Source organism: Streptomyces sp. NPDC055078, from assembly GCF_053607985.1.
The window spans coordinates 1-9,412 of sequence record NZ_JBSGUP010000313.1; the positions used below are offsets into that span (position 1 = coordinate 1).

Genomic DNA, 9,412 nt, shown 5'->3' on the forward strand with positions numbered 1-9,412 from the left:
GCTGATAGGCATCCGAGCCCAGAACCCGCCGCCGCGGCGGTTCCTTGAGGTCGCCTGTACGGACGATGACCTCGGCGACCTTGCGCGGATCACCGGGCATGGCTTCCAGGGGCACGCCGCCCCTGCCGTGGGTGAAATCCGCGGCCTGGGTGCCGGCGTAGGCGGGCAGCCGTGAGGGGGCGACGTCCGCCGAGCCGTAGAAGTCGGTGGCGACCATGCCCGGTTCGATCAGCGTGGTGTGGATGCCGAACGGCTCGGTCTCCAGTGCGTACGCCTCGAAGAAGCCCTCGATGCCCCACTTGCTGGTGTGATAGAGCGACATGGCGGGGAAGGCGACATGGGCGCCCATGCTGGAGATCTGCAGGAAATTGCCGCCGCCCTGCGCGCGCAGATGCGGCGTGACCGCGCGCGCGAGCTGGACAGGGGCGATCACATTGGTGTCCAACTGACGCCTGATCTGCTCGTCGGACAGTTCCTCGGCCAGGCCGATGACGCCGTAACCGGCGTTGGACACCACCACATCGATGCGGCCGAGGTCGGCGAACGCGGTGTCGACGACCTCCCGCAGACGTGCGGTGTCGGTGACATCCAGCTCCGCGCGCCACAGCCGGTCGCCGTGACGCGCGGCGAGATCGTCGAGCCGGGCGGGGTCGCGCAGGGTGGCGGCGACCCGGTCGCCTCGGTCGAGCAGCACCTCGGTCAGCTGGCGTCCGAAGCCGCTGGATGTTCCGGTGATGAACCAGGTGGATGTCATCATCGCTCCTTCAGTCTCGGTATCTATCTGGTTAGAGACTATAGGGCTCGATGGTATCTAGCCAGTTAGGTAACATGTGGGCATGAACGAATCCCCTGCGCTGACTACCAAGCAGCGCCAGTCTCGTGCGACACAGGAGCGGCTGCTGGCCGCAGGGTTCGACGAGTTCCAGGAACACGGCCTGGCGGGCGCCCGCGTCGATCGCATCGCCGGGAAGGCCGCCGCCAACAAGCGGCTGATCTATGTCTACTTCGGCGACAAGGAACGGCTGTTCGACGAGGTCGTCGTGCGCAATGTGGAGGCGATGCTCGACACCGTGCCCTTCGACGCCGACGACCTGCCCGGCTACAGCGGCCGGCTGCTGGACTATCTGGAGGACCGACCCGGACTGATGCGCCTGTTCACCTGGCGCAACCTGGAACGGCCCGCCGTATCCGAGGTCGAACTCACTTCTTACCGCAGGAAGACGGACCTGATCGCCGAAGCGCAGGGCACGGGACGCCTGGACACCGCGATGCCCGCCGTCCACATCCTCACCTACATCCTGGGCCTCGTCGGCGCCTGGACGATCGCGTCACCGGCGGTCCGCGAGATCGGCGGCCAGGACGGTACGCGCGAACTCCGCCGCCGCAGTCTGCACGAAGCAGTGCGACGACTGCTGGAGGCGCCGACACCACAGGGTCCCTAAGGGCTGTCCCGTAATCTCCGGCGGGCGCACGACGACAGCCAAGGGAGGATGGGTCACTGGCGGTTGGGCCATCACGCGGAGGCCGCCCGGAGGGTGCTCGTCGCGCAGTGCATCTCGCTCATGCGCAGCGCACCTCGTCCAGCCCCATGTGACCGCGCCCGCGCGGAATCGGGCTCAGGAGGCCCGGGACGGCGTGAACCACCCGCCGGACGGCCGGCAGGCCAGCCGGGGGACGGAACCGGCGAAAGCATTCTTCACAGTGAGGAGCACCCAGCGACGAAGGGCGTCCGCCGGGGCCGATCGCGCCGTACGGACCGCTGATGTCGTACGAACCGCTGGTGTCGTACGGACTGCTCAGGCCGTACGCGCCGGTGACGCCGTATCAGCCGGGGGGCGACTGAAGCGGCAGGGACGCCCAGACCGTCTTCCCCCGAGGAGGCGTCAGCGACCAGGACCAGCTCCGGCTCAGCGCGCTGATCAGTGCGAGACCCCGGCCGCCCTGCGCGCAGGCCGCGGCGTCGCGCGGCTCGGGCGGGGTGGAGCTGGGGTCGGTGACCGCGCAGACGACAGCGTCGGGTTGCCGGAATATGCCGAGCCAGACGGGGTACTCCCCGGCATCGGGCGCTCCCGGCACCAGCGCGTGCTGGACCGCGTTGGTGACCAGTTCACTGACGACCAGGCCCGCGTCGGGGACCATGCCGCGCAGCGCCCACCCGTCGAGGGTGGCGGCGACGAACCGGCGCGCCTGGGGCGCGTTGCGGAGCTTTCCGTCGAGGCCGCACGCGGCGAAGCCTCCGGGGCTGACGTCCTGACCCGGTCCCCACGGCGGCTCGCCCGGGGCAGCCGGACCGGGCGACCGCACCGCGCCAGGATCGGCACCGTGGAACCGGACAGCGTGCCTGGTGCTCGTGCTCGATGAGGCTGACACATGGGTCGTCACTGGTCATGTCCCCCTGGAGGATTCGGACTCGGGCGCTCGGGACTGGCCGCCGTGGACGAGTATGGTCGAGCACCGCGCAAGAATGCAATTGCATCTGGGATTGCAGATGGGATTGCATTCACGAGACCCTAGGGTGGCATGAACGAACGTACGAAGAGGCAAGGGGCTGTTGCGGTGGAGCGTTTCTTCAACGGTATGCGGGCGAGTGCACTCAACTCGGTCACATGGACCAAGAGCAGTCATAGCAATGCAACTGGGAACTGTGTGGAATTGGCGGAACTGCCCGGCGGAAGCGTGGCGATACGCAACTCCCGCGACCCTCAGGGACCGGCGCTGATCTATACGCGCGACGAGATAGCGGCGTTCGTGGCGGGCGCCCGAAGTGGCGACTTCGACTCGGTGTTTGACTGAAAATCGCCCTAGGGCACCCCCGTCCCACCCCAGCGGCGGGCCGGTGGTGGATACTGGCACCTTCCGAGCGTCCGCAGGAGCGCCCCCATGGCTGCAACCGACCCGAATGAGTCGTTGTTCGTCCGACCTCTGGGTGCGGTGGAGAAGAACCCCACAGCGCTCAAGTTGATCCTTGGCGGCAAACTGCGCGAGCTGCGCGTGGCCGCCGGGCTCGATCCTGCCGACGTCGACGGCCGCCTCGGCTTCTCACGGTCGAAAACCAGCCGAATCGAACTGGGGCGCCATGGGTGCAAGCGCGAGGACGCCATCGCGCTGCTCGGACTCTACGGGGTGGACGGCGAGGAGCGCGTCGCCGAGTTCCTCCGGCTGGTGGACCAGTCCCGCCGCAGCGACTGGTGGCGTTCCTTCAGCGATGTCCTCTCCGACTTCTTCACCCCGCTGGTCTCCCTCGAAGGCGCGGCGGAACGTATCCGCACCTATGAGCCGTTCTATGTGCCCGGCCTGCTCCAGACCCCCGCTTACACCCGTGCGGTGATCCAGGCGGGACCCGGCCAGGTGCTGTCGCACGAGGCGCTGCGCCGGGTCGAGCTGCGGCAGGAGCGGCAGCGCCACCTCGACCACCCCGACGCGCCGCATCTGTGGGCGATGATCGACGAGTCCGTTCTGATGCGGACGGTCGGCGGGCGCGCTGTGATGCGTGAGCAGCTCGAACACCTGGTCACGATGATGGCACGCCCCCGGGTCACGCTGCAGATCGCCCCGCTGGACGTGTCGGCCGCGGTCGGCGTCGGCACGGGCGTCAGCTATCTGCGCTTCGCGCTGGGTGACCTGAAGGACGCCGTGTACATCGAGCATCTGACGGACTCGACCTTCACCCAGAAGCCGGCGACCGTCGAGCAGTACCGGAACATGCTGGACCGGCTGGGCGCGTGTGCGCTCACCCCCGCGGAGTCGCTCACGGTGCTGCAGGAGCGGCTGAGCGCCTTCTGATCCCGGCGACGACCACCGGCCGCTCGGCACGCTTCAGAAACGCTCTTCGGCGGAAACATGCTTCGGCGGTTGCCGTGCGCCCGGCCGGCCGGCACCTCGCGGTGCGCCGTCGCCGGGCCGGGCGCCTGGCGGGATCAGGACCGGTCACCCGAGGCGGGCGACGCCACCCCACTCGATCCACTCGTCCGTCTGCTGGACGGGTGCCAGATCGTTGTCCGGGCGCCAGGTGGAGACCTCCACCAGGCCCGGTTCGAGGATCTGAAGGCCGTTGAAGTACTCGCTGACTTCGCGCTCCTCACGCACCCTGCCCCAGTGGCCGCCGGTCGCCTCGGCCATGAAGTCGGTGACGAACTTCCGGATATCCGGGCGGTCGCTGACGAGTTGACAGACAACGAGGAAGCTGCCCGGAACCAGCCGCTCCGCGACCCGCCGGACCAGGGCGCCCGGGTCGTCCTCGTCCGGTATGCAGTGCATGACCGACACGAAGAGCGCGGCTACGGGTTGGCTGAAATCGATCAGTCGGGTCGTCTCCGCATGAGAGAAGATGCCCTCGGTGTCCCGCATATCGGCCTGGATGACCGCGGTCCGGTCGTTCTCGTCCAGCAGCGCCCGGCCGTGCGCCAGCACGATCGGGTCGTTGTCGACGTAGACCACCCTGGACTCGGGGTCGACGGCCTGGGCGACCTGGTGGACATTGTCCTGGGTGGGCAGACCCGACCCGTGGTCGACGAACTGGCGTATGCCGTACTCAGTGGCCAGAACGCGCACCACGCGCTGGAGGAACCGGCGGTTGTTGACCGCCAGCACCTTGGTGCTGGGGACCTGCTTGAGCAGCTCCTCGGACGCCACACGGTCCGACTCGTAGTTGTCGCTGCCCCCCAGGTAGTAGTCGTACATCCGTGCCACGCTGGGCACCGTGGTGTCGATGGCGTCAGGGCGCCACGACTCTTCTTGCATCCCGCACTCACCCGCGTCCGTAGAAAACAGCAGCCATGAAGACGACCATGCTAGGGACGGGCCGGGACCCGGCATAGGCCAAGGAAGCGGGCACCTGTCCATAGGGTGGGCTTTCGGCCATATTCGTACGGGCGGTCGGCCCGGAGTGCGGGGATACGCCGCCTCCAGCAGGGTGGATGACTCAGGGTCAGGTGCTCACTCGACCCGAATCCGCCATCGGACGGCCTCCGGTGCCGGGCGCGGCCCGGGTTCACTCACTCGCTCCCGCCATACCCGGCACACCCGGCACACCGGAAATCCTCGCCCCCCGGTCACCACCCCCGTAAGGATTCGGAAGGATCGCGCGAGCCCCGAGCCCCGAGCCCTTGAGCCCCGGGACGCAGGGTCACCGGGTCCCGGCCCACGGCCGCGCGGCGGACGGCACACCTCCCCCGGTCACAGACGACCCCGGAGCAGGTTGAACGTTTCGCCAAATGTAGCTTAGGCTCACCTAAGTCGATCGTGCGCAGTTCACCGTGCCCGTCGTGGCGGGATCACGGGAGGGGTATCCCTTCCGACGGGCACCGGATCGGCGGCCCTGCACTCCAACTCTTGAGGAACATCCATGCTCGGGTTCACTCGCGTGCGTCGTCGTGCGCTCGCCGCCGCGGCAACCGCCACCGCCGCCGTGCTCACCATCGGCGGCTGCTCGTCGTCGGATGACGGTGACAAGAAGAGCGAGGGGGCCGGCCAGGGCGGCGGGGCGTTCCCGGTGTCGATCAAGAGCGCCCTCGGCACCGCCGAGATCCCCGAGCAGCCCAAGCGGATCGTGACCCTGGGCCAGGGTTCGGCCGAGACGGCCATCGCGCTCGGCCATACTCCGGTGGGCGTAGAGAAGTACGCCTGGGGCAGTGACAAGACCGGCTATCTGCCGTGGATCCACGAGGCCGTGACCAAGTCGGGCGAGAAGCTGCCCAAGCAGTTCGACGGCGGCGAGGAACTCGACATCGAGGCCATCACCGAGCTGGAACCGGATGTGATCCTCGCGCCGTGGTCGGGCGTCACGCAGAAGCAGTACGACATCCTCAAGGACATCGCCCCCACGGTCGCCTACCCCGATCTGCCGTGGAGCACCAACTGGGACCAGCAGATCGACATCGTCGCCAAGGCGCTGGGCAAGCCGGCCGAGGCGAAGAAGCTCACCACCCGGATCGAGCAGCAGCTCGCGGACGCCGCCAAGACCCGGCCGAAGTACCGGAACGTGAAGTTCTCCTACATCTACAACACCGGCCCCGGCACGCTCGGCGTCTTCAAGCCCGAGGAACAGCGGGTCGAGATGGTCTCCTCGCTCGGTCTCACCGTCGACCCGGTGGTGAACGGCTTCAAGGAGACCAAGGGCACCGACTCGGCGCTCATCGGTCTGGAGAACGCCGAGAAGCTCAAGGACAGTGACCTGATCTTCACGTTCTACAGCGACGAGAAGAACCGCAAGGAGGTCGAGGCGCAGCCGCTGTACGGCAGCATCCCGGCGGTCAGGAAGGGTGCCGTGGTGGTCGGCGACAGCAACTCCTTCGTCACCGCTTCGTCGATCATCAACCCGCTGACCGTGCCGTGGACGATCGACCGGTATCTGCCGCTGATCGACAAGGCCGTCGCCGCCGCCGGCAAGTAGGTCCGGCCGCCCGATGGCCACTGCCACCCGCGTACCGCCGGGCAGCGCCCCGCGCAAGGGCACTGCCCGGCGGGCGTACGGACTGCTGCTCGCGCTGGGTGCCCTCGCGCTCGCTCTCTTCGCGAGCGTCATGTTCGGCAGCCGGACCACCTCGTTCGGCGATGTGGTCGAGGTGCTCGCCGGCTCGGCCGACGCCCAGCTCACGACGATCATCGAGAGCCGCTATCCGCGGACCGCGCTCGGCGTGCTGGCCGGGCTCTGTCTGGCGGTCGCGGGCACCCTGATGCAGGGCGTCTCCCGCAACCATCTCGCCGACCCCGGGCTGCTGGGGATCAACGCGGGCGCCGCGGCGAGCATTGTGACGGCGACCGCGTTCCTGGGGGTCACGGGCAGTACGGCCACCATGTGGTGGGCGCTGCCCGGTGCGATGATCGCCGGAGTCGTCGTCCAGGTCATCGGATCCATGGGGTCGAGCAGAAGCCAGGTGCGGCTGGTCCTCGCGGGCGCGGTGCTCTCCGCGGTGCTGATGGCGTTCATCCAGGCGGTGACCCTCACCAGGCCCCAGGTGTTCGACAGCTACCGGTACTGGGTGGTGGGCGCGCTCGGCGGCCGGGACTTCGATGTCTTCCTGGCGATGCTGCCGTTCGCCGCTGTGGGGCTCGTCCTCGCCCTGGTGCTCGGCCGCGGCCTGAACGCGGTCGCGCTCGGCGACGCGGCGGCGGCCTCCCTCGGGGCGAACCCCTGGCTGGTGCGTACGGGCGGACTGTTCGCGGCCACGCTGCTGAGTGCCGCGGCGACGGCGGCGGTCGGCCCGATCGCGTTTGTCGGACTGGCCGTTCCGCATGTGGTGCGTGCGGTCGTCGGGGTCGATTTCCGCTGGCAGATCGGGGTCTCGGCGATCGTCGGACCGGCGCTGCTGCTGGCGGCGGATGTCGTGGGGCGCGTCGTCATGCGCCCCCAGGAGCTGATGGTGGGGGTCGTGACCGCTTTCGTCGGCGCTCCCGCCCTGCTCATCGCGGTACGCAGGATGAGGGGCAACACATGACGCCGGACCGGGCCGTTCCGCGTACCGGAAAGCGGCCGGCGGTACGGGGCTCCTCGCCGAAGGGGTTCCTCACGCTCGGGCGGACCGTCGCCGTACCCGTCCGTCGGGTGTCCGTCCTCACCGCGCTCGCCCTGCTGGTCCTCACCGCCGTGGCCGCCGTCGCCACCCTGTCGCTGGGGCGGCTCGGTATTCCGCTCGCCGAACTCGGTGAGGCGCTCTCGGGCGGGGCTCGGGGCAAGAACGCGTTCGTCCTGGAGCGGCTGCGCGGTCCCCGTCTCGTCGTCGCACTGGGCACGGGCTGTGTGCTGGGCCTGTCGGGGGCGCTGTTCCAGTCGGCCACCCGCAACCCCCTCGGCAGCCCGGATGTGATCGGGCTCGGCGCGGGAGCGGGCGCGGGCGCCGCGTTCGCCGCGCTGATGTTCCCGGGGACGGTGCCGGTGGCCGCCGGTGCGCTCGCCGGCGGGGTGCTCGCCATGGCGCTGGTCTATGTGTCGACGGGGACCGGGTTCCGCAATCCCGCCCGGCTCGTGGTCGCGGGTATCGGGGTCGCCGCGATCTGTACGGCGGTGACGCAATATGTCGTCTATTCCATGGAACGCGACAAAGCTTCCGTTCTCACCGCATATATCAATGGCAGTCTGGCGGCCCGGTCCTGGGACGACGCGCGGTTCATCTGGCTGGTGCTGCTCGTCGTCGCCCCGCTCACCGCGCTGATCGCCCGGCGGCTGGGGATCGGCGAGATGGGCGACGACATCGCCCAGGGGCTGGGGTCCGAGCCGCGCAACACCAAGACCTCCGCCGTCGTCCTGGCCATCGTGCTCTCGGCCGGGGCGGTGAGCGTCGCCGGTCCCATCGCGTTCATCGCGCTGACCGCCCCGCAGATCGCCAAGCGGATCACGAGGGTGGCCGGCCCGCATCTGCTGCTGGCCGCGCTGACCGGCGGGCTGCTGCTCGTACTCGCCGATCTCTGTGCCCAGCAGCTGCCGCTGTTCGAGAATCTGCCGGTCGGTATCTACACGATGGCGATCGGCGGCGCCTACCTCGGCTATCTGCTGACCCGGGAGCGGCGCAGGGGAGCGCTCTGAGGCCCCGGGGCGCCCCCGCGACGGCCCGGGGCATCCCTGATCAGGGTTCCGGAGTGTTCCTGAGAACTGTTCCGAGGTGCTCCCGGTCAGTGTTCCGTCAGCACCCGGTCGGCGTTGGCGAGCTGGGTGCGGATGTCCCGCTCGACCCCGGCCAGCTCCTGGCGCTTCTCCCCCATCGCCCGTCGCTGGTAGGCGGCGTCCACCGACGACCAGACGCCGACCACATTGGTCTCCCGTTTGCAGGCCACGTCCCTGAGGGCGAGGGCGATCTCGGCCGGGCTCGCGGTGGGCCCGGCGAACTCCGGGGCCTTGCCGGGTGGCTGTGCGGGGTCGGCGTAGTCGTAGCCGTACCGCTGCATACAGCGCGACCAGGCACGGAAGACGGCCACCACCCGGGGGTCGCGCCGTGAGTCCTGGTAGCTGCCGATGTTGACGGCGCCGACCAGCTCCCGGTTCCCGATCTTCTCGGGGTCGCCCGACAGCGCCTCGGTTGCCTCTCCCAGACACCCCCCGGCCGGGACCGCCCGCCCGCGCCCGTCCCTGCGCGCGGGTGTCCCGTCAGCCGCCGTGCCGGTCAGGACGAGCATCTGCCCCGGTCCCGGGCGCGGGCCCGGGTCCTCTTTCTTCCGCGGCGGTGCGGCCGTGCCGGGCGGCGGGCGGTAGCCGTGGCGGGCGGCGGCCGACTCGTCGGTCAGGCCGTAGCGGTGTGCCGTGTTGGCCGGGTTGAGCGTCCCCGTCTCCGGGGCCGCACGGGAGGGGGCGGGCCAGGCGTGTCCGAAGCGCCGCATGCAGGCCGCCGTGAGGACTCCCCTCGCCCGCAGCAGCCGTGCCACCTGGCGGTCGGTGAAGAGATAGGGCTCGATGGGCAGGACGAGCGATTCGACGGAGAGC

Annotated in this window: 10 protein-coding genes; 6 read left to right on the forward strand and 4 right to left on the reverse strand. The window is 69.5% G+C overall.

Features of this window, described 5'->3' with window-relative positions:
• Positions 1 to 754: SDR family oxidoreductase (locus ACWF94_RS23975; RefSeq protein WP_453492018.1), on the reverse strand; the 754-nt coding region annotated here is incomplete at its 3' end.
• 82 nt (positions 755 to 836) lie between these two features.
• On the opposite strand from ACWF94_RS23975, the gene ACWF94_RS23980 reads away from it, so the two are divergent.
• Complete coding sequence (locus ACWF94_RS23980; protein ID WP_453492021.1) at positions 837 to 1,442, forward strand: TetR family transcriptional regulator; 606 nt, start codon at positions 837 to 839, stop codon at positions 1,440 to 1,442.
• A gap of 382 nt (positions 1,443 to 1,824) precedes the next feature.
• Here the strand turns inward: ACWF94_RS23980 and ACWF94_RS23985 are convergent, their stop codons facing one another.
• Entirely contained in the window at positions 1,825 to 2,304 is a 480-nt protein-coding gene (locus tag ACWF94_RS23985; RefSeq protein WP_453492024.1) for an ATP-binding protein, read from the reverse strand.
• Between the two features lie 216 nt (positions 2,305 to 2,520).
• On the opposite strand from ACWF94_RS23985, the gene ACWF94_RS23990 reads away from it, so the two are divergent.
• Together ACWF94_RS23990 and ACWF94_RS23995 are read left to right on the forward strand one after the other, a co-directional pair.
• Positions 2,521 to 2,793, forward strand: a complete 273-nt coding sequence (locus tag ACWF94_RS23990; RefSeq protein ID WP_453492027.1) for a DUF397 domain-containing protein — start codon at positions 2,521 to 2,523, stop codon at positions 2,791 to 2,793.
• An 87-nt stretch (positions 2,794 to 2,880) separates the two neighbouring features.
• On the forward strand, positions 2,881 to 3,783 hold the full coding sequence (locus ACWF94_RS23995; protein ID WP_453492030.1) for a helix-turn-helix domain-containing protein: 903 nt from the start codon (positions 2,881 to 2,883) through the stop codon (positions 3,781 to 3,783).
• Between the two features lie 144 nt (positions 3,784 to 3,927).
• On the opposite strand, the gene ACWF94_RS24000 is transcribed toward ACWF94_RS23995, so the two are convergent.
• Entirely contained in the window at positions 3,928 to 4,740 is an 813-nt protein-coding gene (locus tag ACWF94_RS24000) for an SAM-dependent methyltransferase (RefSeq protein WP_453492032.1), read from the reverse strand.
• Positions 4,741 to 5,344: 604 nt separating this feature from the next.
• On the opposite strand from ACWF94_RS24000, the gene ACWF94_RS24005 reads away from it, so the two are divergent.
• The 3 genes from ACWF94_RS24005 to ACWF94_RS24015 are packed head-to-tail and all read left to right on the forward strand — an operon-like array spanning position 5,345 to position 8,521.
• Positions 5,345 to 6,391: an iron-siderophore ABC transporter substrate-binding protein gene (locus tag ACWF94_RS24005; protein ID WP_453492035.1), complete on the forward strand. Its 1,047-nt coding sequence runs from the start codon at positions 5,345 to 5,347 to the stop codon at positions 6,389 to 6,391.
• A 13-nt stretch (positions 6,392 to 6,404) separates the two neighbouring features.
• A complete protein-coding gene (locus ACWF94_RS24010; protein ID WP_453492038.1) occupies positions 6,405 to 7,436 on the forward strand; it encodes a FecCD family ABC transporter permease in 1,032 nt (343 codons plus the stop codon).
• Entirely contained in the window at positions 7,433 to 8,521 is a 1,089-nt protein-coding gene (locus tag ACWF94_RS24015; RefSeq protein ID WP_453492041.1) for a FecCD family ABC transporter permease, read from the forward strand. Before ACWF94_RS24010 ends, ACWF94_RS24015 begins: the two co-directional genes overlap by 4 nt.
• Positions 8,522 to 8,607: 86 nt before the next feature.
• Here ACWF94_RS24015 and ACWF94_RS24020 read toward each other — a convergent pair.
• Positions 8,608 to 9,412, reverse strand: an 805-nt coding sequence (locus ACWF94_RS24020; RefSeq protein WP_453492044.1) for a hypothetical protein, incomplete at its 5' end; no start/stop codon positions are given.